This window comes from Aquirufa originis, from assembly GCF_042714495.1.
Taxonomy (GTDB): Bacteria; Bacteroidota; Bacteroidia; order Cytophagales; family Spirosomataceae; genus Aquirufa; species Aquirufa originis.
On record NZ_JBBKXY010000003.1, the window covers coordinates 361,086 to 385,825 of the forward strand.

General features: G+C 43.1%; 22 protein-coding genes. 8 read left to right on the top strand and 14 right to left on the bottom strand.

All coding sequences use genetic code 11. From position 1 onward, the window contains the following. Nucleotides 1-14: 14 nt before the first annotated feature. On the top strand, nt 15-515 hold the full coding sequence (locus SKC35_RS10000; protein WP_377979235.1) for a gamma carbonic anhydrase family protein: 501 nt from the start codon (nt 15-17) through the stop codon (nt 513-515). After that, a complete protein-coding gene (locus tag SKC35_RS10005) occupies nt 515-964 on the top strand; it encodes a SixA phosphatase family protein (protein ID WP_377979236.1) in 450 nt (149 codons plus the stop codon). Before SKC35_RS10000 ends, SKC35_RS10005 begins: the two co-directional genes overlap by 1 nt. A 398-nt stretch (nt 965-1,362) precedes the next feature. Here the strand turns inward: SKC35_RS10005 and SKC35_RS10010 are convergent, their stop codons facing one another. Genes SKC35_RS10010 through SKC35_RS10035 form a run of 6 tightly spaced genes read right to left on the bottom strand, consistent with a single transcriptional unit; the run spans nt 1,363 to nt 7,660 of the window. Continuing rightward, nucleotides 1,363-1,890, bottom strand: coding sequence for a YfiT family bacillithiol transferase (locus tag SKC35_RS10010; RefSeq protein WP_377979237.1), 528 nt, complete (start codon nt 1,888-1,890; stop codon nt 1,363-1,365). Continuing rightward, a complete protein-coding gene (locus SKC35_RS10015; protein WP_377979238.1) occupies nt 1,883-3,583 on the bottom strand; it encodes a D-alanine--D-alanine ligase family protein in 1,701 nt (566 codons plus the stop codon). Before SKC35_RS10015 ends, SKC35_RS10010 begins: the two co-directional genes overlap by 8 nt. Before the next feature lie 7 nt (nt 3,584-3,590). Continuing rightward, nucleotides 3,591-3,833 carry a NifU family protein gene (locus SKC35_RS10020; protein WP_130895081.1) on the bottom strand — a complete coding sequence of 81 codons (243 nt, stop codon included), beginning with the start codon at nt 3,831-3,833 and terminating at the stop codon, nt 3,591-3,593. Between the two features lies 1 nt (nt 3,834). Next, nucleotides 3,835-4,914 (bottom strand): Mrp/NBP35 family ATP-binding protein, encoded by a 1,080-nt coding sequence (locus tag SKC35_RS10025; RefSeq protein ID WP_252624028.1) that lies wholly within the window; start codon nt 4,912-4,914, stop codon nt 3,835-3,837. A 23-nt stretch (nt 4,915-4,937) separates the two neighbouring features. Next, entirely contained in the window at nt 4,938-5,900 is a 963-nt protein-coding gene (locus SKC35_RS10030) for a GSCFA domain-containing protein (protein WP_377979239.1), read from the bottom strand. Further along, a complete protein-coding gene (locus SKC35_RS10035) occupies nt 5,900-7,660 on the bottom strand; it encodes a DUF885 domain-containing protein (protein ID WP_377979240.1) in 1,761 nt (586 codons plus the stop codon). The genes SKC35_RS10030 and SKC35_RS10035 overlap by 1 nt, the downstream gene beginning before the upstream one ends. Nucleotides 7,661-7,748: 88 nt before the next feature. On the opposite strand from SKC35_RS10035, the gene SKC35_RS10040 reads away from it, so the two are divergent. Further along, nucleotides 7,749-10,391: an MGH1-like glycoside hydrolase domain-containing protein gene (locus SKC35_RS10040; RefSeq protein ID WP_377979241.1), complete on the top strand. Its 2,643-nt coding sequence runs from the start codon at nt 7,749-7,751 to the stop codon at nt 10,389-10,391. Continuing rightward, a complete protein-coding gene (locus tag SKC35_RS10045; protein ID WP_377979242.1) occupies nt 10,378-10,851 on the top strand; it encodes a RidA family protein in 474 nt (157 codons plus the stop codon). The genes SKC35_RS10040 and SKC35_RS10045 overlap by 14 nt, the downstream gene beginning before the upstream one ends. Here the strand turns inward: SKC35_RS10045 and nadA are convergent. Next, complete coding sequence (nadA, locus tag SKC35_RS10050; RefSeq protein ID WP_377979243.1) at nt 10,848-11,834, bottom strand: quinolinate synthase NadA; 987 nt, start codon at nt 11,832-11,834, stop codon at nt 10,848-10,850. The genes SKC35_RS10045 and nadA overlap by 4 nt on opposite strands. After that, nucleotides 11,831-12,685, bottom strand: coding sequence for a carboxylating nicotinate-nucleotide diphosphorylase (nadC, locus tag SKC35_RS10055; protein WP_377979244.1), 855 nt, complete (start codon nt 12,683-12,685; stop codon nt 11,831-11,833). The genes nadA and nadC overlap by 4 nt, the downstream gene beginning before the upstream one ends. 71 nt (nt 12,686-12,756) lie before the next feature. On the opposite strand from nadC, the gene SKC35_RS10060 reads away from it, so the two are divergent. From SKC35_RS10060 to SKC35_RS10075, 4 genes are all read left to right on the top strand, one after another. Beyond that, complete coding sequence (locus SKC35_RS10060) at nt 12,757-13,098, top strand: hypothetical protein (RefSeq protein ID WP_377979245.1); 342 nt, start codon at nt 12,757-12,759, stop codon at nt 13,096-13,098. Between the two features lie 149 nt (nt 13,099-13,247). Further along, entirely contained in the window at nt 13,248-16,178 is a 2,931-nt protein-coding gene (gene secDF, locus SKC35_RS10065) for a protein translocase subunit SecDF (RefSeq protein ID WP_377979246.1), read from the top strand. 68 nt (nt 16,179-16,246) lie between these two features. Next, nucleotides 16,247-17,695, top strand: a complete 1,449-nt coding sequence (locus tag SKC35_RS10070; RefSeq protein WP_377979247.1) for an amino acid permease — start codon at nt 16,247-16,249, stop codon at nt 17,693-17,695. A 106-nt stretch (nt 17,696-17,801) separates the two neighbouring features. Beyond that, on the top strand, nt 17,802-19,394 hold the full coding sequence (locus SKC35_RS10075) for a peptide chain release factor 3 (RefSeq protein WP_377979248.1): 1,593 nt from the start codon (nt 17,802-17,804) through the stop codon (nt 19,392-19,394). 147 nt (nt 19,395-19,541) lie between these two features. On the opposite strand, the gene SKC35_RS10080 is transcribed toward SKC35_RS10075, so the two are convergent. The 6 genes from SKC35_RS10080 to dapF all read right to left on the bottom strand — a co-directional run bounded on the left by SKC35_RS10080 (nt 19,542) and on the right by dapF (nt 24,737). After that, nucleotides 19,542-20,057, bottom strand: a complete 516-nt coding sequence (locus SKC35_RS10080; protein ID WP_377979249.1) for a hypothetical protein — start codon at nt 20,055-20,057, stop codon at nt 19,542-19,544. Then, on the bottom strand, nt 20,035-21,219 hold the full coding sequence (locus SKC35_RS10085; protein ID WP_377979250.1) for a SprT family zinc-dependent metalloprotease: 1,185 nt from the start codon (nt 21,217-21,219) through the stop codon (nt 20,035-20,037). The genes SKC35_RS10080 and SKC35_RS10085 overlap by 23 nt, the downstream gene beginning before the upstream one ends. A 135-nt stretch (nt 21,220-21,354) precedes the next feature. Next, a complete protein-coding gene (locus SKC35_RS10090; protein ID WP_377979251.1) occupies nt 21,355-21,525 on the bottom strand; it encodes a hypothetical protein in 171 nt (56 codons plus the stop codon). Beyond that, a complete protein-coding gene (locus SKC35_RS10095; RefSeq protein WP_377979252.1) occupies nt 21,522-21,971 on the bottom strand; it encodes a PIN domain-containing protein in 450 nt (149 codons plus the stop codon). Before SKC35_RS10095 ends, SKC35_RS10090 begins: the two co-directional genes overlap by 4 nt. A gap of 254 nt (nt 21,972-22,225) precedes the next feature. Then, nucleotides 22,226-23,962: a phospho-sugar mutase gene (locus tag SKC35_RS10100; protein WP_377979253.1), complete on the bottom strand. Its 1,737-nt coding sequence runs from the start codon at nt 23,960-23,962 to the stop codon at nt 22,226-22,228. Between the two features lies 1 nt (nt 23,963). Then, nucleotides 23,964-24,737, bottom strand: a complete 774-nt coding sequence (gene dapF / locus SKC35_RS10105; protein ID WP_252624072.1) for a diaminopimelate epimerase — start codon at nt 24,735-24,737, stop codon at nt 23,964-23,966. Nucleotides 24,738-24,740: the final 3 nt, after the last annotated feature.

The following is a 24,740-nucleotide window of genomic DNA, read 5'->3' on the forward strand; positions in this document are numbered from 1 at the left end:
AAAATAAAAACACTATGGCGATTTTTATTGCACCGACGGCTAGCGTAATGGGCCGCGTTTTTGTCTCGAAGGATGTGTCTGTTTGGTATGGCGCTGTGATTCGCGCGGATGTGGAGGAGATTCATTTGGGTGAAGGATGCAATATTCAAGATAATGCAGTTCTGCACGCGGATGAAGGTGACAAAACCATCATCGGTCCTCACGTGACGGTCGGTCACGGAGCCATTGTACACGGAGCTGAAATAGGGGAGGGGAGTTTGGTAGGGATGCAAGCAACGGTGTTAAATAGGGCCAAAGTAGGTAAGTTTTGCCTCATCGGGGCTCACGCCCTTGTCACCGAAGGAATGGAAATCCCTGACTATTCGCTTGTTTTAGGTACTCCTGCTAAAGTGGTCAAAACCCTGAACGAAGATCAGATTAATCGGCTAAAATACGGCCCGCCTCATTATGTAAAAATGGGCGCCGAACACAAATCAGGTAAATTCCGCTTATTAACCGCAGCAGACTTCGAATAATGGAACTCATACTCATTCGCCATGCGCACGCAGGGCCACATACAGCTGACGATAAAGGACGCCATCTTTCGGAAAGAGGCATCGAAGAAGCCCTGCTCTTAGGAGAATGGATGCACTTGAAGCAATTTCCTGCGGGGTTTTGGCTAATTTCTGATGCCATTCGCACGCGAGAAACGGCAGAATTACTAGGTAAACCCTTTTCGGAATTTGAGTTATCTGAATTTTGGTATATCTCTAGCGGTCCAGATTATGTGACCGAAATCGCGAAGCGATCGGAACCCATTTTGTACCTAGTCGCGCACAATCCATCCATTTCTTATTTAGCTTCTTATTTAACTGGCGATATGATTCAAATGGAAACAGCCGGTTGCGTATCTTTGCATTTTCCGGGTCTAAGCTCTTGGTCAGAAATTACCAAAAGCTCGGCCACCATCACGCATCAACTATGAACAAGAATCAAAAAATATTTCGTTGGGTGTTAATTTTGTTTACACTACTGATGATCGCGTTAGCGGTTCAGATGGCAAGCAATACCACTGCACCCTGGAATAAAAAGAAGCATTTAGAGAAAAGTTCACATTGAGTACTTTAGATTTCCACTACCAAAATCGTGCTGCGCAATGATTTTTTGTAGTGAAAATCTAAACCACTCAACACAATATCTTTTCTCTAACTTTTCATTTTGTCTTTTCTGATATACATAAAAAAGGGGCCTCAGCCCCTTTTGATTTTAACCACAAATATTCAATCATTTCATGAATGCATCGCCGCAGGCGAATCCAACTCTATGCTTTATTCTTTATTCTTTATGCTTTTGATCTATACTCTCTACTCTATAATCTACAATCTAAAGAACCGAAGCGATGTGACGCAAATGATGCTCACAATGCCACGCATATATCCCCAATACCTTATCTAGTTGATACGTAATACCACGTTCTGGGTGTAAATACGTTTTCTTCCAATCAGATTCCGTTATGGTTTCCATTAAATATACCCAACGCAAGTGGATGTAACGCAAGCCCTCAATAGACCAAGCGATAGGTGCTTGATTACCGTCTGGCATCGATGCCCAATCGTCTTCGCTATAAGGTTTAATGGTCGGATTGTCTTCTGTTAAAGCCATCTTGAAACGGATGTAGCTGTTCATGTGGCTATCCATTAAATGGTGAATGACTTTGCGCGCAGACCAGCCGCCTTCACGGTATGGTTTTTCTAATAAGGTTTCATCAACGCCCTTTAATAAGGCAGTTAAATCGTCAGCAGTCGTTGCGATCGTTTTGATCCATGCAGCTCTGATCTCTGGTGTAATGACCTCAGGCTGCTTGTATTTCCCGATAGGGTATTGTAATGGGTTGAGTTCTGTATTAGACATTCGTATAAAATTTAGTGATGTCGATAGCCGCTTCTCTAGTATGAGCAATCAAAGGATGGACTCCTGTTTTGATGGCTTCTAGCATTTCTTTGGCCGTATCTTTACTTAAATGTGCGACGTGTAAAGGAAGCAAAGTTTCACCTTCTTCGATTTCCAAAGAAGTACAAACGCGGAAGTTCTCTGTACCCATTGCGGCTAATTCAGCTGCCTGAACCTTGATGGCTTGGAAACTTGTTTCTAATGCCTCATCGTCCGCACCAGTAATCTCTAATACTTGGACTATTTGAACAGCTTTAGCTTGTAAGGAGGCTGCAATTGCCTCATCTAAAGCTTTTAATTGCTGACTGAGTTGGTAATAGTTTTTCCCAGTTCTTAAGCGCTCGCGGATTGATTGACGGATGAAGTAAGTCAATGAATCCGTAACATTCAGGCCGATTTCGGCCATTTGCTTGAAGATTAACGAGCTAGGCGACATGCCTGGAATCGTGTTGGGATCGTGTAAAACGACAATGCCATTTGTGTCTAGGAATCCGTCGATGCGGGTACAAACCCCAAAGCCTAAGTCCTCAAAAGCTTGTTTTACCTGCGCTTGAATCACTTGTAGGTGAGCAAGGCTCGCGTGCATGGGGATGCGTTTGCGCGTTAATTTGGATTTGTATTTGGCATTAAAATCAAACACTTCTACTGATTCATCGATGACGATCTCGGTAGGAGGTAGGGCCACTGCTTGTCCGGCTGGGGTTTGGATGACACCGCAGCTAAATTCGTTTCCATTCACGAAGGACTCTAATAAGATGGCATCTTCTGAGTGAATGGATTGAATGCTTGCTTTTGTGACCGTATGCGTGAAGTATTCGCGGAGTGCTTCTAATAAGTTAGCTGGATGATGGTACACCTGTTTTTGGAACACGACTGGGAAACCGATTCCCTCGTCTAGGTTGACCATTTTTTGTAATAAAGCAACCTGTGCCTCTTCGTCTAATGTAATCCACTCCTCGCGGTAAATTTCCTCGATGAAAAGACACTTTTTGATGGCTTTATCGAAAACCTCGAGGGAATCCTCTTTCACGAAGGCAAGACCGATGGAGGATCCTTGGTGTGGGGCTTTGGCCACAAAAGGGATACCGATTTCTTTCTTTACTTGCTCGAAAAGAGTTTCGCGACCATACTTGTTATAATCATCCCGTTGTAACACAAAGAATTTCTTGTCTAAACCAACGGATTTTTTCAGCCATTCATTTTGTTTGGCCTTATCAATACCAATAGCCGATCCTAATACACTAGGTCCCGAATAAGGAATGTTGTACCACTCTAATAGTCCTTGAATACTGCCGTCCTCTGCACCTGGACCGTGCATCGCGATGAAGGCAAAGTCAAAGTGTTTGGCAAAATCAGCTGGTTGAATGATCGTTCCGACCTCCGCTAATAACTCTACGGCATCCGCATCCGGCAAAGATTCAATATACACATTGAATGGAGCAGTTTGTAAGCGTTTTGGTGGGTAAAATGAACGAATCGATTCCTCAAAAATGAGCTCCTCCCTGATCAAGATGAAATTGCCTAAGCTATCCACGAAAACGGGGATAGGCTGAAACAAAGCCTTGTTCAGGTGGGCCATGGCTGTTTTACCGCCTAAAAAACTGATCTCCCGTTCACGCGCGGGGCCGCCAAAAAAAATTCCTATCCGCATCATATGCCTATTAGGGTTTTACTTCTTCTACTGCTGTAATTTCAGGAACATCTCTTCGGATGGCCTCTTCTACCCCTGCTCTAAAGGTCATAGCTGACATATTGCAAGATTGGCAATTGCCTGTCAGGGCTAATTTAAGTACATTTTCTGGAGTGATTTCGACAATTTCTACATTGCCACCATCGGCTACTAAATAAGGTCTAATGCTGTCTAACGCGGTTTGAATGCGATTATGTAATGGGTGATTTTCCATATTAAGAGGCTTGATTCGCGTTAGAAATGGCTACTTGCTGGGCTAAATTAGCAGCGATACTTGCAAACGCATCAGCACTTGGGCCTTCACTCGAAGCGATGGGTTTGCCTTCGTCACCTGCTTCGCGAATCGCTTGAATTAAAGGAACCTCACCTAAGAAAGGAACCGCATATTTTTCGGCTAATTGCTTTCCGCCATCCTTGCCAAACAAATAGTATTTGTTTTCAGGTAATTCAGCTGGAGTGAAATAGGCCATATTTTCAACTAAACCTAATAAAGGAACATTGATTCCCGCTTGCTTAAAGAAGGCTAATCCTTTCGTGGCATCGGATAATGCGACTTTTTGAGGAGTCGTCACGATTACCGCACCGGTTAATTTGATTAATTGAACTAAAGTTAAGTGGATATCTGATGTTCCTGGAGGAAGGTCGATTAATAAATAGTCTAATTCATCCCAGTTCGTATCCCCAAAAAACTGACGCAAAGCTTGCGTCATCATAGGTCCTCTCCAAGGCACTGGACTTTCGCTCGGAGCCAAAAACCCCATGGAGATCATCTTGATGCCATATTGCATGATGGGTTGAATGCGATTCTTACCGTCTACCTCCGTCACTAAAGGTTGTAAATCTTCTGCCCCAAACATCACCGGAATCGATGGTCCAGAAATATCTGCATCTAAAATTCCCACTTTCGCTCCAGCATTTTTCAAGGCCATCGCTAAGTTCGCTGTTACGGTTGATTTACCTACGCCACCCTTACCGGATGCCACCGCAATCACGTTTTTAACGCCTGGAATAAGGGGGTCTTTAGAGGTCAAAGTGGTTACTTCGGCCGTCATATTAATGACGATTTTCAGGTCTGGATGCACTAAATTGTGTATCGCGTCCTCGCAATCTTTTCTGATCTTCTCTTTCAGTGGACAGGCAGGTGTCGTTAAAACGACTGTAAAGCGAACTTCGCCCACGCCTAATTCCACGTCTTTAATCATATTCAAGGTCACTAAATCTTTCTTCAGATCGGGCTCTTGAACGGTACTCAAGGCACCTAATATAATCTCTTTGCTTACGCTTAATTCTCCCATGAATCTCTTTTCCTTTTCAAACCTCAAATATACGTGTTTTTTATTTCATGCGCGACGTATTCGGCGATTTTGCACGTATCAATTTCTTGGTATTTTTCGGTATTTAATTCTGCTAATAACACTTCTAAAACACGTCGGTGATCGATTAATTTAGCCGGGTGTGGTTTGTGTGCCAAAGTCCGGTAGATCGAATCCCACCTCTTCCTAATCGACTGTAGTTCTGGGTCGAAATACGACGAGACAAATCGCTCCCAAATATAATCCTGCGCTTGCTGGTTGGGATGAATCATATCTGCCTCATAGAAGCGGTAATCGCGCAATTCGTCCAGCATAATTTCGTAGGCTGGGAAATAGTGCACGTTTTCAAATTGTTTAGAAATAATTTCAGCTGCTACGCGTAAAGTAGACTTAGAAACCTGGTTTTCCGTCATTCCGTCTTTGGTATGGCGAACGGGGGAGATGGTTACAACGACTTGCGTCGTAGCTGGGAGAGTAGAGAGTAGAGAGCAAAAATGGGAAACTATCTCATCCACCGTTGATAATCGTTTTTCGAAACGATCCGCCGGCATCTTATGGCAATTAGCGACCGTTTTATTTAGATGTTTGTCAAAATAACTAAATGATGTTCCCCAGGTAAGGATTAAAAAGTCTAACGAAGTGGTAAATATAGATACTTCGTTCGCCACTGATCGAATATCTTCTACTAAGTCTGCTGAGGAATTCGAAGTAAACACCGAATGGTAATCCGGGTGCAAAAAATACCCTCCATGCTCATACAAATCTTCCGAAACTTCCCCTGATAAAGCCCTAGTAATCGCAAAAGGGTGAAATAGGGTGCCAAAAGGCTGCGTCATAACCTCCAGCGGCAATTTACTCAAACGCGATCCCATCGAGGCTGCAAAACAAGAACCCATCGCCAGCACCTTGCTCTGATGATTCATCAGAGCTGGTGCTGTAGGAATGGGGAATGTTGTTGTTAAATTCATTATTTCACGGAAGTCGCCCAAGCGTTCATTTTGGTTTCCAAAACGTCTAAAGGCATATTTCCATCCTTCAAAAGTTCGTCATGGAAATCGGATAACTTGAATTTAGTTCCCATTTCTTTCGTCAAGCGCTCGCGAATCTCGCGGATTTTTAAGGCTCCTATTTTGTAACTCAAAGCTTGCGCTGGAATGGCCATATAACGTTCGATTTCGGCGATCGTGCCTTCCTCGCTTAATGGCTCATTATCCATCATGTAGTTGATGGCTTCCTCGCGTGTCATATTCTTCGAGTGCATTCCTGCATCGACTACTAGTCTGATCGCGCGGTGCATTTCATCCCCTAAGGCTCCCATATATTGGTATGGATCTGTATAAAGGCCTAATTCCTTACCTAAACTTTCGGTATATAATGCCCAGCCTTCTGCATAAGCAGAGTTGCCTCCGAAGCGGCGGAACTTAGGCAAATCAGCATTTTCTTGTTGTAAGCTGATTTGGTAATGGTGACCAGGAATCGCCTCGTGCAAGAATAAACTTTCCATTCCGGATGTGGTATTGAATTTTTTAGCGTCCAAAATAGGTACATAAAAAATACCTGGACGTGTTCCATCTTCTGATCCTTGGAAGTATTCTGCAGACGCAGAAGCTGCGCGGAAGGCTTCGGTTTGGCGAATTTCAAAAGGCGTTTTAGGTACGCGACCAAACATCGTCTTTAATGACGGTTCCATCTTCTTATGAATGGCGTGGAAAGCGGCTAAAACCTCCGCAGGAGTCTTATATGGGTAGAATTTAGGGTCAGTCTTCATGTGGGTAAAGAATTCTGCCAAAGTCCCCTTGAAGCCCACTGCGTTTTTCGTTTTCTCCATCTCGGTACGAATACGTTTTACTTCGCTTAAGCCGGTTTGGTAGATTTCATCCGCAGGTTTGTCCGTGGTCGTTAACACACGGATAAGGTATTGGTAATACGCTGCACCATTTTTCAAGGCACTAATTCCTGTACTAGTGCGCGCTTTTGGTAGGTATTCATCTTGAATAAATGTAGCTAAGCGGGCATAAGCGGGCAAGACTTCATTTTGAATCGCGGCGGTATATTCTGCTGTGATGCGTTTTTTGTCAGCCTCGGAAAAAGAGGCCGGGAATTGCTTTAATGGACCATAGAAAGTGGATTCCTTGATATCTTTCACCGCGAAAGAGGTTAATTGAGGGATGATTTTGACGACCAAAGCCTTTGGCAATATATAATCCTCCTTCATTCCTCTACGGAAATAAACAATCGAAGAATCTAAATAGGCCACCCCTCTTTTCATACGTTTAGCCCAGTTTTCGTAATCCTTTACGGTCTTGAAAGGCTGAATTACCTGGCCTGAGCCTAATTGAGCGAAAGTCAGGTGGAAGCCATAGAATTGATTCAACGGGGTCAAATTATCTGGATAGGTCAATCCCTCCAAGCCTAATTTGATATCACGAGTCAATAAATCGTAGGTGATTTGATCGTTCGCATTCAAATCTTCGCGATTTAATGCCGCTAAAGATTGTTGGTATTTTTCTAAAACGCTTTTAACTAATGCGCGGTGGCTGTCAGTGAAATCAATGTTTAATTGGTCATTGTAACGGTTATCACCGTTCGCAGTCGCTGATCCAGGATTGAGTTTTAATTGCTCTTCATAATAATCGCCTACGATGGTGGCTAATTCGGAAGAGGGTTGGTCTGACTTTTTACAAGCGAAAAAGGTCATAAGAAGACCTAAGTAGAGGAGTTTTTTCATGGTGAATTTGCTGATTTTAGAGGCAATTTACGTAAATTGGTCTTTGCATTTATACCTAAGTTAAGAATTTATACATTAAAGATTTACTATGTCAGGATTGGGAGCGGAGCGCGCACGGTTACAATTACGAAACGATAATAAAGGGTGGAAGAAATGGGGTCCTTATTTGACGGAACGTCAGTGGGGAACGGTGAGAGAGGATTATTCAGCCCATGGTAATGCCTGGGGAACGATTACGCACGATATGGCTCGGTCCAAGGCCTACCGCTGGGGTGAAGAGGGGATAGGCGGAATTTCCGATAATAAACAGCACGTTTGCTTTGCCTTTGCCTTTTGGAATCACCGAGATCATATTTTAAAAGAACGCTTTTTCGGCTTGACAGGTGCGGAATCGAATCACGGGGAAGACGTGAAAGAATTGTACTATTACCAAGATTCAACGCCTACGCATTCCTACCAAAAAATGCTGTACAAGTATCCGCAGCACACTTTTCCTTACCAAAAGCTGATCGACGAATCGCAGAAACGTAACCGAAAAGAACCGGAATACGAGTTGCTAGATACGGGGATTTTTGACAATAATGAATACTTTGATATCTCGATCGAATATGCGAAAGCGGACGAACAAGATATTTTGATTAAAGTAACCGTAGAAAACCGCTCGAAAGTGGCGGCGCCCATCACGGTTTTACCTACTATTTGGTACCGAAATACTTGGTGCTGGGGTTATGAAAAATACAATTACAGACCTCTATTAACGGGTGTAGGAAATTCGTTCATCGAAGTAGATCACCGCGTGGTGGGTCGTTTTAAATTATATGCGGAAGATGCGGATGAATTCCTTTTCTGTGATAATGAGACGAATTTTCAGCGTTTGCACCATTCCGATAATCTTTCCCATTTTACGAAAGATGGGATTAATGATTATATCGTAAACAAACATAAACATGCCGTAAATCCGAACCATATCGGGACAAAGGCGTCTGTAAAATACACGGATAAAATTCCAGCTGGAGGCAAGAAAGTCTATCGCTTGCGTTTGAGTAATATCACGCAACGAGAGCCATTTGCGGATTTTGACCAAATATTTGAAGACCGTATTATCGATGCGGATCAATTCTATGCGGAATTGCAGAAAGGAATTGAGGACGAGAATCTGCGTACAATTCAGCGCCAAGCCTATGCTGGGATGCTGTGGACGAAGCAATGGTATTACTATAATGTGTTCGAGTGGATTAAAGGTGATCCTTCGATGCCGAAGCCTGATGCGAGCCGGAAAAATGGTCGAAATAGCACCTGGAGGCACATGTATGCGGCGAACATTTTGTCGATGCCGGATAAATGGGAGTACCCGTGGTTTGCGGCTTGGGATTTAGCGTTCCATACCTTGCCTTTGGCTAGATTAGATTCTGATTTTGCCAAAAGACAGCTAGCCGTTATCCTCCGCGAATATTACATGCACCCGAACGGCCAAATCCCGGCCTACGAATGGTCATTCTCCGACGTCAATCCGCCGGTGCACGCCTGGGCAACCTGGAAAGTCTACGAGATCGATAAGGAAATGAATGGCGGAAAAGGGGACGTAGTCTTCTTAGAGCGTATTTTTCATAAGTTATTATTGAATTTCACCTGGTGGGTAAACCTGAAAGATGAGGGAGGGAATAACATTTTTGGGGGAGGATTCTTAGGAATGGATAACATCGGGGTATTCGACCGCTCCGCTCAATTACCGACCGGTGGACACTTAGAACAGGCTGATGGAACGGGTTGGATGGCAATGTACAGCTTAAATATGCTACGTATTGCTTGCGAAATCGCTTTGGAGAATCCCGTTTACCAAGATATGGCTTCGAAATTCTTCGAACACTTCTTGCACATTGCCGGGGCGATGCAATCGATCGGTGGAGATAAGTTGAATCTTTGGGACGAAGACGATCAGTTCTATTATGACATGTTGCATAAAGAAGATGGGTCGGCAGAGTTATTAAAGGTGCGTTCCATGGTGGGATTGATTCCTCTTTTTGCCGTGGAGACCTTGACATCAGAGATGCTGGAAAAATTACCGGCCTTTAAACGCCGCGTGGAATGGGTATTAAATAACCGTCCAGACTTAGCCAACTTGATTTCACGTTGGTACGAACCAGGTAAAGGGGAGACACGTTTACTGTCGATCTTGCGTGGTCACCGGATGAAGATGATTATGAAGCGAATGTTCGATGAGACGGAATTCTTATCTGATTTTGGCATTCGTTCCTTGTCTAAATTCCACAAAGAGAATCCCTATAAATTTGCCTATGAGGGAGGTACGCTGCAGGTTGATTATACGCCTGCAGAGTCTACGGGCGATATGTTTGGCGGAAATTCGAACTGGCGCGGACCTATTTGGTTCCCGATGAACTACTTGATTTTGGACTCCTTATCCAAGTTCTCTGACTATTATGGATCAGACTACGAGGTAGAATTCCCTACGAATTCGGGCGAAATGATGAACATCAAAGACGCAGCGCGTGGGGTTTCTGAGCGTTTGTTAGCGATGTTTGTGCCGGATAAAGACGGTAAAACGCCGATGTATGGCGAATACGATAAATTCCAAGACCCGCATTTTAAAGATTCACATCTCTTCTTCGAATATTTCGACGGAGATACCGGAAAAGGATTAGGCGCGAACCACCAAACCGGTTGGACGGGCTTAATCTCCGAAATAATCAGACAATTACATGGCAAAAACTAGTCCAGAAGAGAATTTTGCGGCCTTAGGCCTGACACTTCCACCAGCTCCTAAACCTTTAGGCGTATACAAGCCGGGTTTACAGGTAGATCATTTTTACTATGTTTCAGGCCACGGCACCGTACAGACAGATGGCTCTTTGATCATCGGTCGCATCGGAAAAGAATTGGATATAGAAGAGGGGAAACTAGCGGCGCGACAGGTGGGATTAGCGATTTTGGCCACCTTAAAAGCGCAGTTAGGATCCTTGAATCGCATTAAACGCGTCATTAAAGTCCTTGGGATGGTAAATGCGACGGACGATTTCTTGCGTCATCCTTATATTATCAACGGATGTAGCGAATTATTCGCCCAAGTGTGGGGAGAAGAAAATGGCATAGGCGTTCGTTCCGCGGTGGGAATGGGGACTTTGCCTGATAATATTCCGGTGGAAATCGAAGCTGTTTTTGAACTGAACGACTAAGCGGAAACCTCGAGCATCGCTTTCAAGGCCTTGTAGGCTGGAACGCGTGTTGCTTCTGGTAAATTGATTTCCGGCAACTCGTAATACAAGGCATTATACAATTTCTCCAGCGTATTCATCTTCATATACGGACATTCGCTGCAAGCGCAGGTGTTTTGCTCGTTTGCTGGAGCTGGAATCAAGTGCTTGTGCGGAACGGATTGCTTCATCTTGTGCAAGATGCCCGCCTCGGTAGCTACGATGAAAGTCGAATTAGGCGACGTTTCCACGAATTTCAACAAGGCCGTCGTCGAGCCCACATAATCCGCTTCTTTCAAGATCACTTCCTTGCATTCCGGGTGCGCGATTAATAACGCTTCAGGGTATTCTTGCTTTAATACGGCTAATTTTTCTAACGAAATGTCGATGTGCACCATGCAGGCGCCTTCCCAAAGGATTAATTCACGTCCTGTCTTGTGAGCGACATAGCGACCTAAGTTCGCGTCTGGAGCAAAGATGATCTCGCGATCTGCCGGAATCGATTCCACAATTTGAACCGCATTCGATGAGGTACAAATGATGTCCGTCATCGCCTTGATATCGGCTGAACAGTTGATATAGGAAACGACAACGGCGTTTGGGTGCTTCGCTTTTAAAGCGGCAAATTCAGCCACTGGCACAGAATCTGCTAGGGAACAACCTGCGTTGAAGTCAGGTACCACGACTTTTTTAGTAGGGTTTAGGATTTTCGCTGTTTCACCCATAAAATGAACGCCGCAGAAGACGATTAAATCCGCCTCTGTTTTCTCAGCTGCTTGGGATAAACCTAAGCTGTCGCCTACGTAATCCGCTAGCTCTTGGATTTCACCATCTACGTAGTAGTGTGCCAAAATCACCGCATTTTTCTCCTTCTTTAGTCGTTGGATTTCGGTGATGAGTTCGACTCCTTTAGGGGTAGAACGGGCAATGTAGCCCACTGAGGTTGCTTCTTCCTGTAAATTCATTTCGCTTTTAGGCTTAAATCTAAACTCTTTACTTGGTGGGTTAATGCCCCCACGGAAATATAATCGACACCCGTTTCGCCATAGGCGCGGAGTGTTTTTTCTGTTATTCCACCAGAAGCCTCGGTAATGAAGCGTCCGTTAATTTTGCGAATCGCATCGCGGAGGCGATCGGGAGTGAAATTGTCTAACATGATGCGCTGAATTCCTCCGATGGCCATCACTTCATCTAATTCGGTTTCATTTCGAACTTCGATTTCAATGTCTAAAGGCTTTTCTAGCGTCTTATTATAGCTGAAGGCTTTTTCCAAAGCCTGCTTAATTCCCCCCGCAAAGTCCACGTGATTATCTTTAATTAAGATCATGTCGAACAAACCATACCGGTGATTAACCGCTCCACCTATCTTACAGGCCCATTTTTCTGCCAAACGGAAGTTAGGCGTTGTCTTTCTCGTGTCCAGTAATTTCGCGCGTGTACCTTCCAGGATGTTAACTAAAGAACGCGTGTAGGTCGCAATCCCCGACATGCGTTGCATGCAATTCAGAACCAAACGTTCGGCTTTCAAGATCGATTGCGAAGATCCACTGACTTCTAATACCACTTGTCCAGGCTCAATCCAGGTTCCATCGTGGATGAATACCTTCACTTGTAATGCGGGATCTACTTCCTTGAAAATAGCCAGTGAAAGTTCCACTCCGGCCAAAATTCCCCGATCTTTCACCTTCAGTTGCGCCGTTCCTTTCGCATCCGCCGGGACGGTTGAAAGGGAGGTATGGTCGCCGTCACCCACATCTTCCCGAAGGGCTGATTGGATGAAAGCTTGAACGTACAAGGGGTCAGTATAGTGAAACATTGGGCTGTTTTTACGCCCCAAAAATACGAAAATTACCCGGAGAATTGATTTCTAAGAAAAATATCCTATTTTTGCTCTCTACAATGCAAAAGAAGGTTAAAATATCCCATCTCATCCTGTTTATCCCGGTGCTTTTTTGGCTCGTGGCTAAGCCTATCTCCCTGTTCGCAGTAGAGACAGGTGCAGTAAAGACGGAAAAGACTTCTAAGCACACGATTGTAAAGGCTGAACAGCATGTTTATCAGTCTGCTACAACTTTACAACTTGATTTTCCGCAAGATTGGAACTTCACCAGCCCTACCGAAATCTTCGTTGCGCGCTCGATGCAAGCCATTAAGTTGCCTGCATTCACTCATCGCACGCAATTCTTACGAATTTTATTTACCCAATTTATAGCCACTCTGGCGCCGTGAGGCAATGAGTCCGAAGGGAATGAGTCCGAAGTCCGGAGGGGATAAGTCCGTAGGGAGGTAGTCCGAAGTCCGGAGGCACCATTCACCACTCACCACTCACCATTCACCATTTATTTACCATTTACCATTCACCATTAACCATTTAAGTTATGCGTTACAAAAGTGCCATTATTTGGCTGTCTACGATTATTTCAGCCTTATGTATTTTCTTCCTATCGTTTACGTGGAAGTCTAATCAATTAAAAGAGCAAGCCATCAAGTATGCAACAACGGCAGATGGCAAAGTAGATGCAGCGAAGCGTTTACATTTCATTGATTCCCTTTGGAAACAACCGGTATATATCGGATATACTTTACAAGAAGTGACTCAGTATGCTTTACAAAAAGGTCTTGACTTAGAAGGTGGTTTGCACGCGGTATTAGAGGTTTCTCCAGCAGAGATCTTGCGTGCTTTATCTGGAAAAAGTAATGATCCAGCATTCGAGAAGGCGTTAGCAGCGGCAGGTGCGGCGCAAGCGACTTCGACGAAATCGTTCAACGAATTGTTCTACGATGAATTCGCGAAGGCGGCTCCTAACCAAACTTTGGCATCCGTATTCGCTAATTCAGTAAACCGCGGTAAAATTTCTTCCACTTCAACTGATTCACAAGTGAAGAAGGTGATCGATGCAGAGATTGACGGTGCGGTAGATCGCGTTTACAAGATCATCCAAGCGCGTATCGATAAATTCGGTGTAGCTAACCCGAACATCCAACGTCTACCAGGTACTAACCGTATCCAGGTTGAATTACCGGGTGTAGAGAATCCAGAGCGTGCACGTAAATTATTATCAGGTGCAGCGAAATTAGAATTCGTAGAGTGTTATGAATTGAACGAATATGGCGGAGGCTTAAATGCGTTAGGCGCATTATTAGATAGAGAAGCGAAAGCTCCAGTAGCAACTGCACCAGCGGCGGCTCCGGCGACGAAGGATACGGCGGCTAATGCTTTGGCAAACAAATTAGCAGCAGCTCCTGCGACAAAGGATTCAGGAAAAGCAAAAGCAGATACGTCTGCAGGTTCCGCTTTAACGAAATTATTCTTGCCTTTAGGAAACAACATCGGTGTATATGTAAAGGATACAGCTCGTGTGAATGCTTTGTTTGCTCGTGCTGAAGTGAAAGCGATGTTCCCTGCGAACTTAACGTTTGCTTGGGCAGCGAAAGGAATTCCAGCTAAGAATGGCGACGAGATCCTTTCTTTAGAGGCTTTGAAAAAAGCTGAAGGTCAATCAGCTCCATTAGAAGGTGATGTGATCACGGATGCAGCACAAGATTTTGATCAAGCAGGTCGTGCGGAAGTAACGATGGCGATGAACGGAACGGGTGCTCGTATTTGGAAAAACTTAACAGGTGCGAACATTGGACGTCGTATCGCGATCGTTTTAGATGGTTATGTGTATTCTGCTCCTGTTATTAACGGTGAGATTCCAGGTGGTCGTTCTTCAATCTCAGGAAGCTTCTCTGTAGAGGAGGCAAAAGATTTAGCGAACGTTTTGAAAGCAGGTAAATTGCCAGCTCCTACCCGTATCGTAGAAGATGCGTTTATCGGTCCTTCTTTAGGGGCTGAGTCGATCAACCAAGGGTATATGTCCATGGGATTAGGTTTATTATTAGTGATCGTGTTTATGATCGGTTACTATGGAACTCCGGGTTGGATGGCAAACTTAGCCTTGTTCTTTAACGTCTTCTTTATCGCAGGTGTTTTAGTCCAAATCCAAGCAGCGTTAACCCTTCCAGGTATCGCAGGTATCGTGTTAACGTTAGGTATGGCGGTCGATGCGAACGTATTGATTAACGAGCGTATCCGCGAGGAATTACATAAAGGAAAAGGCTTGCTTGATGCGATTAACATTGGTTACGAGAAAGCGTTAAGTGCGATTTTAGATGGTAACATCACGACGGTATTGATCGGTGTGATCTTAATTATCTTCGGTTCCGGTTCTGTAAAAGGTTTCGGGGTAACACTTTGTATCGGTCTTGTTACATCCGTATTTACATCTGTTTATATTTCTCACATCTTAATTGATTGGATGGCTAAACGTCAAATCAAAGCAGGTAAGGGGAAAGAAATGACATTCGAAACATTCATCTCGCGTGATCTATTCAAAGGAATGAACTTCGATTTCATCGGAAAGCGTAAGTATTCGTATTGGTTCTCTTGGTCATTAATCGCTATTGGAGCTATCGTGTTATTTATGCAAGGTGGTTTCAACCTAGGGGTGGATTTCAAAGGTGGTCGTTCGTACGTGGTTGAGTTTGCTTCTCCAGTAGAATCTGGAAAAGTGAAAGAAGCGTTAGCGGATGATTTCGGTGGAAAAGGCGTTGAAGTGAAAACATTCAACGGTCCTACGAAATTGAAAGTAACGACGTCTTACCTAGTGGAAGATGAGTCGATTACGGCTAATAATAAAGTGCGTACGGCTTTAGAAACAGGATTGAAAGAGTTCTCCGCACAAGGTCCTAAAGTTCTTTCGGAGTCCAAAGTAGGAGCAACCGTAGCCGATGATATTTTGACACAATCATTCGTGTCGATCTTCTATGCTTTGATCGCGATCTTTATCTACATCTTGATTCGTTTCCGTAAATGGCAATATTCATTAGGTGGTATTGTTGCCTTAGTTCACGATACGTTAGTGGTATTAGGAATGGTAGGTATCGTTCGTTTGTTTGGCTTCGAATTAGAAATCGACCAAGTATTTATCGCGGCGGTATTAACGGTGATTGGTTATTCGATTAACGATACTGTGGTAGTATTTGACCGTATCCGTGAGGAGATTGGTTTAGATGCTGACTTAGGAAACAAAGAATTGATGATCAAAACGATCAACGAATCGATTAACCACACGATGTCTCGTACAGTGATGACTGCGACTACCGTATTCCTAGTAGTAACGGTGTTATTAATCTTCGGTGGCGACGTGTTAAGAGGTTTCTCTTTCGCGATGTTTATCGGGGTAGTGTTTGGTGCTTATTCGTCTATTTTCGTGGCGGCACCGATTGTGATTGACTTCGGAACTTCGAAGAAAGTAAAGAAATAGTTTATCATGCTGGTTGCTCGAAAGGGTGACCAGCATTTTTTTTGTATTTCATCCTAAAAACTAGAATTATGAATAACAGTATTTGGAGAAAAAAACCAATGCACATGTTTGAGCAAGACATGCAAAAAAGTGAGCTCAAGCGCGTATTAGGGAAATGGAGTTTAACGGCTATCGGTATCGGTGCTATTATCGGTGGTGGTGTTTTCGTATTAACAGGAACGGCAGCACACTATCACGCGGGTCCTGCTTTAGCTTTATCCTTCGTGATTGCGGGGATTGGCTGTATTTTCGCAGCCCTTTGCTACGCAGAGTTTGCGGCGATGTTACCGGTAGAAGGTAGCGCCTATGCCTATGCTTACGGAACGGTAGGTGAATTGTTTGCTTGGATTATTGGTTGGGGATTGATCCTCGAATATGCGATGGGCGCAATGACAGTCGCCGTGAGTTGGTCCGGATACTTTAATAAACTCCTCCATCTCTTTGGACTACATTTGCCTGAAAATTTAACAAATGACCCAGTTACTTTTGGTGGAGCTGCGGTGAATTTACCAGCTTTAATCATCGTTTGGTTTGTGACTTGGATTCTTGTTAAAGGGATCAAAGAAGCAGCTAGCGCGAACAACTTAATCGTTGTATTGAAAGTGGCTGTGATTTTATTTGTGATCATCATGGGTGCGTTCTATATCGATGTAGCGAACTGGACTCCATTTATCCCTGAAGAGACTTTAGTGAAACACGAAAGTGGCGAGATGCTTCCAGCTTACGGCTGGGGTGGTATCATCTCTGGAGCGTCAGCGATCTTCTTTGCGTATATTGGTTTTGATGCCGTGTCTACCCAAGCAGGGGAGGCGATCAATCCGAAGAAAGATATGCCATTTGCGATTATCGCGTCTTTATTGATTTGTACGGTATTGTACATTGCGGTTTCTTTAGTGTTAACCGGTATGATCAATTACAAAGACATTACGGGGGATGCTTTGAAAGCGCCAGTAGCCTTTGCATTTGATAAAGCAGGACAACCTTGGGCTGTATTTATCATTACTGCGGCAGCGACAGCGGGTTTATTATCCGTTATGTTGGTGATGATGTTAGGTCAAACACGTGTGTTCTTAGGTATGGCGAAAGATGGTTTATTGCCAAAATTCTTCGCAGAAGTTCACCCTACCTTCAAAACACCTTACAAATCAACGATTTTAGTAGGTGCGGTTGTTTCGATTGTTGCTGGTTTCACCCCGATTTCTTTATTGGGTGATATGACTAGCTTCGGTACTTTATTCGCCTTCACCATGGTTTGTTTAGCGGTATGGATTCTTCGTTTCAGAGATCCAAACCGTGATCGTCCATTCAAAGTGTCTGGCTTAAATATCATTGCTCCACTAGGCATCTTAGTGAATACGTTCTTAATCTTGAACTTAGGCCGCACAGCGCAATTATTTGCATTAGCTTGGTTATTGTTCGGATTAGTGGTTTACTTCATATATGGTAGACCAAGATCATTGCTGAATACGAGAGAGTAATTCTATCTATGAGAAGGAGCCGGGGCGAAAGCCCCGGCTTTTTTTTGCCCTTTTAATTCCCCCATTTTTGGCGTATTTTTGCACCTTGATTTTTAATGAAGAACGAATGAGTCAGATAGTAACTGAAATTGCGAAACGTAGAACCTTTGGGATTATTTCTCACCCCGATGCTGGTAAAACCACATTGACGGAGAAATTGCTTCTCTTCGGGGGAGCGATCCAAACAGCCGGTGCCGTAAAATCAAATAAGATTAAGAAAGGCGCCACGTCTGACTTTATGGAGATCGAACGTCAGCGTGGAATCTCGGTCGCGACTTCCGTGATGACCTTCGAGTACAATCAATTAAAAATCAATATCCTGGATACGCCGGGTCACAAGGACTTCGCAGAAGACACCTACCGGACCTTAACGGCAGTGGATTCCGTGATCTTAGTCATTGACTGCGTGAAGGGTGTGGAGGAACAAACGGAGCGTCTGATGGAGGTTTGCCGCATGCGCAAGACTCCCGTGATCATCTTCATTAATAAGATGGACCGCGAAGGCCAAAACCCGTTCGATCTTTTGGACGAATTAGAACAAAAATTAGGCATCTCTGTGCGCCCGTTGACTTGGCCGATTAATATGGGCCAAAACTTCAAAGGCGTATACAACCTCATGGAAAAATCGCTGAATTTGTTCTCAGCGAATAAGACCAAAATAGAAAAAGAAGTCGTCGCTGTCGACATCGATTCCGCTGATTTAGACACCCGCGTGGGAGAAAGAGATGCGAATCAATTACGTGAAGACGTCGAGCTAATCGACGGCGTTTATGAGCCCTTCGATCGCAATGATTACCTGTCTGGTGATATTGCCCCTGTGTTCTTTGGTTCAGCTGTTAACAACTTCGGCGTTCAAGAACTTTTAGATACGTTTACCCGCATCGCACCTTCGACGCAAGCGCGTGGCACCGATATTCGTACCGTGGAACCAGAGGAAAAGAAATTCACCGGATTCATCTTCAAAATCCACGCAAACTTAGACCCGAAACACCGCGACAGAATCGCCTTCTTACGCATCTGTTCAGGTACTTTCAAACGCAACACTTTCTACCAACACATCCGCTTAAAGAAGAACGTTCGTTTCGCGAACCCTTACAACTTTATGGCCCAAGACAAAGAGGTCATTGAAGAAGGTTTCCCAGGCGACGTAGTAGGTCTTTATGATACTGGTAACTTCAAAATTGGGGATACACTCACCGAAGGCGAAGTATTGAACTACCAAGGCATTCCCTCTTTCTCTCCTGAAATTTTCAAGGAGTTGATTAATCTCGATCCGATGAAGGCCAAACAGCTCGAAAAAGGCATCGATCAATTAACCGACGAGGGAGTTGCCCAATTATTCTTGCAACCACAATTAGGTAACCGCAAAATCGTAGGAACGGTAGGTGAACTTCAATACGAAGTAATCCAATACCGTCTCGAGCATGAATACGGCGCTAAGTGTCGCTTCGACGGCATGTCCGTAACAAAAGCCTGCTGGATCACTTCAGAAGATCCGAAGAAGTTGCAAGAATTCGTTCGTTTAAAAGGCCAAAATATCGCCCAAGACAAAGACGGTAATTATGTCTTCTTAGCCGAATCAGATTGGATTCTACGCATGAATCAAACGAACAATCCGGAGATTGAATTCCACTTTACGAGTGAGTTTAAGTTAGCATAAAAAAAAGGCCTCTGATATGAGGCCTTTTTTTATGCGAATAGAGTAGAGAGTATAGATAGTAGAGTATAGATTAAAGCATAAAGCACAAAGAATAAAGTTTGGATCTCCTGCAGGGATGACTTTATGAAATGCTTGTATACAAAATGATCACATTATAATTTGATTGCCATATAGGGATTGCCTCATATGTAGCAGTCTAACATTATCTACGCCTGGAATCACTCTATTTTTGATTTCAAATAAAATAATAGTTACTAGTCGATTTATTTCTTCCAAACTTGGTTGTTTTCCGTCAATCCTAGGATCACCTGCAATGAATGGTAATATAAACCATTTGTTCGTAGCCAAGGGGTTAGATTTTATCCAATATGGCTCGCTACTTTTTATTCGATCCACCACAAATTTTAGTCCGGCGGAATCTAGATTTCCTTCATGAGTAATATTATTTACAATTCCCTTTTCATCCACATTGAACACAAAAACATTGATGGAATAAGTAGTTGTATCAATGTATCCATTTTCAACATAAGTCGCGAAACTGTTTCTGAATTCTGAATTTTTGAATTCTATTTCATTCGCTTCCTTCAATTGACCTTTACTTGTGAATAAAAATGTACAAAAGATGAATGTTAATGCTGATTTAATTATTGCAGTATTTCCCATGATTCATATTGTTTAAATAGTTTGCATAATTCGAAATTGATAAATTTATTGAATTGTGTAGAATAGAATTTGGTAATATATTTTTTGTGTAAAATCCGGTTGATCTTAAGCCAGAATAACTAATATTTTTAGCTTCAGATGGGTGCATATGGTAAATTGAAATAAGCATTTCACTTATACCATTTGTATAATTTTCAATAATTTGATTGTGTTCTGTTAATCCATCAATATTTATATAAACGTGAAGCATTTCATGTAAAATTGTAGCAGCAATAAATTCTTTTGAAGCTTGATTAAGCGTGACAGGATTTAATGAAATAGTGTTATCTACTGTATTTCCAAAGATTCTATTTATGATATCATATTCTAGCCCATTTACCTTTTTTTTGGAATAACTGATGGGTAATTCTTTTTCATTAATTGTAAAATTCAAACCAGAATTCTCGAGACCGAACTTTCGTAAAATCTCCCCAACCCTTCCATAAGCATTCCCTGCTTGTAATTCCTCTAACACTTGTATAAAACAGGGGTTAGTTAAGTTATTCGTAATTTTAGTATAATTGTAGTCGGAGAAATTTATTGGACTGGAATTGCCACCACCACCCCCACCCCCAAAATAGGGGAGGTAGCCTTGTGAATAATCTTCACTTCCACCATAATGTACATCAGTCCAAGCGCTCCAATCACTCCCATTTAATCGAGGTGCTGTTACAATTACCTCATTGAGCATGGTACCTACTTCGATATCATTTCTCATTTCGCGGTAAGGGATGTTTGATTTTTTTCTTGATGGTGGTCGACTAATGATCCCATTTTTCAGCAAGATTCCTGAGATTGAATACACTTTTAGCTCAAGTCCGTTTTTGAGAGGAGAATATATTTTATAAACCGCTTCTTGTTTTCCAGCATCTATAAAAAATATGAGTTCTTTAATATTTGCCGAATCTCTTACAGGTACAGAATAGGCCAAGGAACTATCTGATAGTTGTAAGGTAATCATTTTGTCCCATTGGACTACTTCGAGAGAAGCTGGATTTTTGTTTAATCCGTACCAGGTAGAAATGGAATTTTCTGGTTCGATTATTGTCTCTTTCGTACAAGAGAGTAAGGAAATTACGCAGGTTAGAATTAGCCCGCTGAGGATGGATATTTGATTTTTCATTTTAGTGGTTTATTTTCTCAAAGGTGAGTCAATTCAACCACTATAAAAATCAGTAAACTGATAATTCGGTTAATGCATAAAGCTTTATCAGTTCACTTATAATAAGAGCGCTATTTGTGAATCTCTTAATTTGACTCATTTGATTATTAACTGGTTTTTTAGCTTGTATTTCTTGCTGGCTAAAGCAAGTCTTGCTAATATTTGATCAGGAGTCATATCTTTCATCTCTAGGCTAATTTTTGTTTTAATACGACGAAAAGTTTTCACTGTATCAAATCTTTCCTTTACTTGTAATTCCTTTTTCATAAGATTTCCCTTGGGGATTTAATTGGAATTTTAACGTAACCATAGGCTGAATTTACGTCATTATAACCAGTAATTCTATTTGAGTTTACAATATGTTTGAAGTTCCAACTCAAAAGGGCATCTACTTTACAAATAGTAGCTGTCGCGATATGAATGCAGTCATCTAAACTTGTATAGCCCACAACTTTGTGTTTAATATAATGACCTGCTAATTCGAGGCATTCCGGAGTTACTGAAATTTTCTGTTTGAAAGGAAGGGGTATTTTTTCTACTAATTTACTTATTCGACTAGGGGCTAGAATCAATTCTTGTTCACATAAATCAGAGTAGATGCACAAAATTTCACCTTCTAATACTAGATCAAAAATTTGCATCGTTTCTTTTGAAAATTCGGGATCAAAAAAACCGCCAAATACGGAAGTGTCAAAATAATATCGCTGAATCATTTGAGGAATTAAATGTTCAGCAATGAAATCAAATTTTAATCGATGGGAATAGATTTAACTGATAATCTAGTTCGAATATCATTCTTTTTATAAAACATAAAAAGCATAGAGCGTAAAGCACAAAGAATAAAGTTCGAATCTCCTTCGGAGATGATTGTTAGATTGTAGAGTAGAGAGAATAGAGTATAGATTTAAAATCTACCATCTCTACTCTATAATCTATGCTCTATTCTCTCTACTCTACTATCTCTTATCTAAACTAACCCTAAATCCCCCTGAATCACCCCCACCTTCTTCTGCAATTCTGCATACACGGTAAAGAAGTCAGCCGCAGAAGATAAAGGAGCGTTTACAGAAACATAGAACTTAATTTTAGGCTCGGTACCCGATGGACGAGCGGATACTTTAGATCCGTCGGCTAAAATTAATTGAATAACATTCGATGCTTCGATGCCTAAGCCTACTTTAATAGGAGTGGTTTCGCCCGTTAATAAGTCGGTAGAAACTAATCCCTCATAATCTAAAACGCGAACTGGTTTCGAACCTGCTACGGTAGCTGGGACGTTCGAGCGCAAGTTGATCATCATTTGTTTGATCTCCTCGGCGCCGGCTTTTCCTTTTTTGGTCAATGAAATTAGACCCTCGTAGTAGAAATTGTTTTCTACGTACATTTCGGCTAGGAAGTCGAAGAGCGATTTGCCTTGATCTTTCGCGTAAGCCGTTAGTTCTGCGATCATCGCGCAAGAGGCCACCGCGTCCTTATCGCGCACTGCATCGCCAATTAAATAGCCGTAAGACTCTTCTCCTCCGCCTAGGAACTTTTCTTTTCCTTCTAGTTCGCGGATTACTTGGGCGATGTATTTGAAACCGGTTAGGGTATTATAGCAAGGTACGCCTTTAGACGCGCACATTTTGTCGATTAAATCGGTCGTTACGATGGTTTTCGCGGCGAACTCGTTGCCCTTTAAATCCGATACTTTTAACAAGTAATAAAGGATTAGGCTTGCCATTTGATTCCCGTTTAACAGGGCCCATTCGCCGTCTGGGCTTTTCACAGCGGCTCCCACGCGGTCTGCATCGGGGTCTGTGGCGATGACGAGGTCGGCATCGATTTCTTTGGCCTTATTTAATGCCAAAGTCAAAGCTTCCTTCTCCTCTGGATTCGGGTAAATCACCGTAGGGAAATTTCCGTTTGGAATCGCTTGCTCTTCTACAACCGTCACCGCTTCGAATCCTAATAGGGCCAAAGCAGGCGGCACTAAAGTAATCCCCGTTCCGTGAATAGGGGAGAAGACGATTTTAAGGTCCTTTTGGCGCTTAATCACTTCCGGCTGGCGGCAGTTAACTAAAATAGTTTGTAAGTATGCCTCGTCGATAGCGCCATCTAACAGGTGCAACAAGGCATCGTTTCCTTCGAATTTAATGTCCGCAATACTCGTGATGGCGTTTACCTCTTTCACGATGTTCTTGTCGTGTGGAGCAACTACCTGAGATCCATCAGACCAATAGGCCTTGTAGCCGTTGTATTCTTTTGGGTTGTGCGACGCCGTGATTACTAATCCTGCTTGGCAGCCTAAATGGCGCACCGTGAAAGAAAGTTGTGGCGTAGGACGCAAAGCTGGGAATAGGTAGACTTCGATGCCGTTTGCGGTAAAAATGTCCGCTGCGATACGCGTGAATTCAGGTGAATTGTTGCGGGAATCGTGCGCGATGGCAACTTTGATTTTTTGGCCTGGAAATGAGGCATTCAAGTAGTTTGCAAAGCCTTGTGTGGCAGCGCCTACCGTGTATTTGTTCATTCGATTCGAGCCTACGCCCATTTCGCCGCGCATTCCACCTGTCCCAAATTCCAGGGATTTGTAGAATGAGTCCGTCAATGTCGTCTGGTCGCCTTTCGCGATCAAATCTTGGATGGTTGCCTTGGTTTCAGCGTCGTAAGGGCCTGAAAGCCATTGGTCAATTGTTTGTTGCGTGGTCGAATCTAAGGTCATATTATGCGGAAATTGTGCCAGTGAACACTTGTTTCGCTGGGCCGATCAAGAAAATATTGGTAAAACCGGTGATAGCATCGCCGTCGAAATTGACCGCTAATTCACCACCTAGGGTTTTGATTTTAATAGGAGTTTGTACGTTTTTAAACGTTTTGGCCACTAAAGCCGCCGCCGTCACGCCCGTACCACACGAATAGGTCTCATCTTCCACGCCGCGTTCGTAGGTGCGGACGAAGAGCGTTTGGTCATCCAATTTTTCAACGAAGTTTGCATTCGTCCCATTCATAGGCTGGTATGCCTCGGAGTAGCGGATCGCTGCACCGGTATTTTTGACATCATAAAACTGCACCTGATTCGTAAAACGCACGAAATGGGGCGAACCCGTATTCGTAAAATAGTCATCATTGTGCTGCTCGATGCCCGGAACATCCATCATTTGCAAGGCGATGGTCTCTGGTGTAATATAGGCCAAATGGGGTCCATCTACCGCGATAAAGTGTGCTTTCTCGGTCACGATGCCTAAATCTGCCGCAAAGCGAACTAAACAGCGACCACCATTACCACACATCGTGCCCTCGGTTCCATCGGAATTATAATAAACCATTCGGAAATCATAGCCCTCAGCCTCTTGCAAGAGCATAAAGCCATCAGCCCCTATCCCAAAACGGCGGTGGCAAAGCAACGCAATCGCCTCTTGATCTAGGCCAAAAGTCTTAGCGCGGTCATCGACCACCACAAAATCATTTCCAGTTCCTTGGTATTTGTAAAAATGCATAAG

Bases quoted from the DNA above. Each gene is read 5' to 3' on its own strand.
- SKC35_RS10075 (WP_377979248.1), top strand. From the start codon at position 17,802: ATGAGTCAGATAGTAACTGAAATTGCGAAACGTAGAACCTTTGGGATT.
- SKC35_RS10100 (WP_377979253.1), bottom strand. From the start codon at position 23,962: ATGACCTTAGATTCGACCACGCAACAAACAATTGACCAATGGCTTTCA.
- SKC35_RS10015 (WP_377979238.1), bottom strand. From the start codon at position 3,583: ATGATGCGGATAGGAATTTTTTTTGGCGGCCCCGCGCGTGAACGGGAG.
- SKC35_RS10095 (WP_377979252.1), bottom strand. From the start codon at position 21,971: ATGATTCAGCGATATTATTTTGACACTTCCGTATTTGGCGGTTTTTTT.
- SKC35_RS10040 (WP_377979241.1), top strand. From the start codon at position 7,749: ATGTCAGGATTGGGAGCGGAGCGCGCACGGTTACAATTACGAAACGAT.
- SKC35_RS10030 (WP_377979239.1), bottom strand. From the start codon at position 5,900: ATGAATTTAACAACAACATTCCCCATTCCTACAGCACCAGCTCTGATG.
- secDF (WP_377979246.1), top strand. From the start codon at position 13,248: ATGCGTTACAAAAGTGCCATTATTTGGCTGTCTACGATTATTTCAGCC.
- nadA (WP_377979243.1), bottom strand. From the start codon at position 11,834: ATGAATTTACAGGAAGAAGCAACCTCAGTGGGCTACATTGCCCGTTCT.
- SKC35_RS10080 (WP_377979249.1), bottom strand. From the start codon at position 20,057: ATGGGAAATACTGCAATAATTAAATCAGCATTAACATTCATCTTTTGT.
- SKC35_RS10045 (WP_377979242.1), top strand. From the start codon at position 10,378: ATGGCAAAAACTAGTCCAGAAGAGAATTTTGCGGCCTTAGGCCTGACA.
- SKC35_RS10035 (WP_377979240.1), bottom strand. From the start codon at position 7,660: ATGAAAAAACTCCTCTACTTAGGTCTTCTTATGACCTTTTTCGCTTGT.
- SKC35_RS10090 (WP_377979251.1), bottom strand. From the start codon at position 21,525: ATGAAAAAGGAATTACAAGTAAAGGAAAGATTTGATACAGTGAAAACT.
- SKC35_RS10070 (WP_377979247.1), top strand. From the start codon at position 16,247: ATGAATAACAGTATTTGGAGAAAAAAACCAATGCACATGTTTGAGCAA.
- SKC35_RS10020 (WP_130895081.1), bottom strand. From the start codon at position 3,833: ATGGAAAATCACCCATTACATAATCGCATTCAAACCGCGTTAGACAGC.
- SKC35_RS10010 (WP_377979237.1), bottom strand. From the start codon at position 1,890: ATGTCTAATACAGAACTCAACCCATTACAATACCCTATCGGGAAATAC.
- SKC35_RS10005 (WP_377979236.1), top strand. From the start codon at position 515: ATGGAACTCATACTCATTCGCCATGCGCACGCAGGGCCACATACAGCT.
- dapF (WP_252624072.1), bottom strand. From the start codon at position 24,737: ATGCATTTTTACAAATACCAAGGAACTGGAAATGATTTTGTGGTGGTC.
- SKC35_RS10025 (WP_252624028.1), bottom strand. From the start codon at position 4,914: ATGGGAGAATTAAGCGTAAGCAAAGAGATTATATTAGGTGCCTTGAGT.
- SKC35_RS10000 (WP_377979235.1), top strand. From the start codon at position 15: ATGGCGATTTTTATTGCACCGACGGCTAGCGTAATGGGCCGCGTTTTT.
- SKC35_RS10085 (WP_377979250.1), bottom strand. From the start codon at position 21,219: ATGAAAAATCAAATATCCATCCTCAGCGGGCTAATTCTAACCTGCGTA.
- nadC (WP_377979244.1), bottom strand. From the start codon at position 12,685: ATGTTTCACTATACTGACCCCTTGTACGTTCAAGCTTTCATCCAATCA.